This is a genomic window from Flavobacterium enshiense (assembly GCF_040750275.1).
Taxonomy (GTDB): domain Bacteria; phylum Bacteroidota; class Bacteroidia; order Flavobacteriales; family Flavobacteriaceae; genus Flavobacterium; species Flavobacterium enshiense_B.
Window position 1 is genome coordinate 1 of the sequence record NZ_JBDOCV010000038.1, and the last position, 594, is coordinate 594.

Sequence of the window (594 nt, forward strand, 5' to 3'; positions counted from 1 at the left end):
GGAACTATCACAGTAACACCGGATAATACGGTTGGCGCTGGATCATCAACACCAACCTTGTGTATCAATACAGTAATGACTAACATTACGCATGCTACAACAGGAGCTACAGGAATTGGTGTTGCTACAGGCTTGCCTTCAGGGGTAACGGCTAGTTGGGCTCCGAATGCAGTTACCATTAGTGGTACTCCAACTGTAGCGGGGGTGTTTAATTACATTATTCCGTTGACAGGAGGATGTGGTACTGTATCAGCTACAGGAACCATTACGGTAACACCTGACAATACAGTGAGTGCGGCATCTTCGAGCCCAACATTGTGTATCAACACAGTGATGACTAATATCACGCATACTACTACTGGTGCAACAGGAATTGGAACTGCTACAGGCTTACCTTCAGGAGTAGTGGCAAACTGGGCTTCAGATACGATAACTATTAGTGGTACTCCAACGGTAGCAGGTGTGTTTAATTATAGTGTTCCGTTGGCAGGAGGTTGTGGTAATATTCTGGCAACGGGTACCATTACGGTTTATGGTTTACCAGTATTGACACCAACTGTAACAACTCCAATCTGCAACGGCGATAGCATAAAT

1 pseudogene is annotated in these 594 nt (G+C 45.1%); it reads left to right on the plus strand.

What is annotated here, in order from left to right:
- Nucleotides 1-594 (plus strand): annotated as a pseudogene (locus ABGT15_RS14705) (hypothetical protein); the annotation flags it as partial.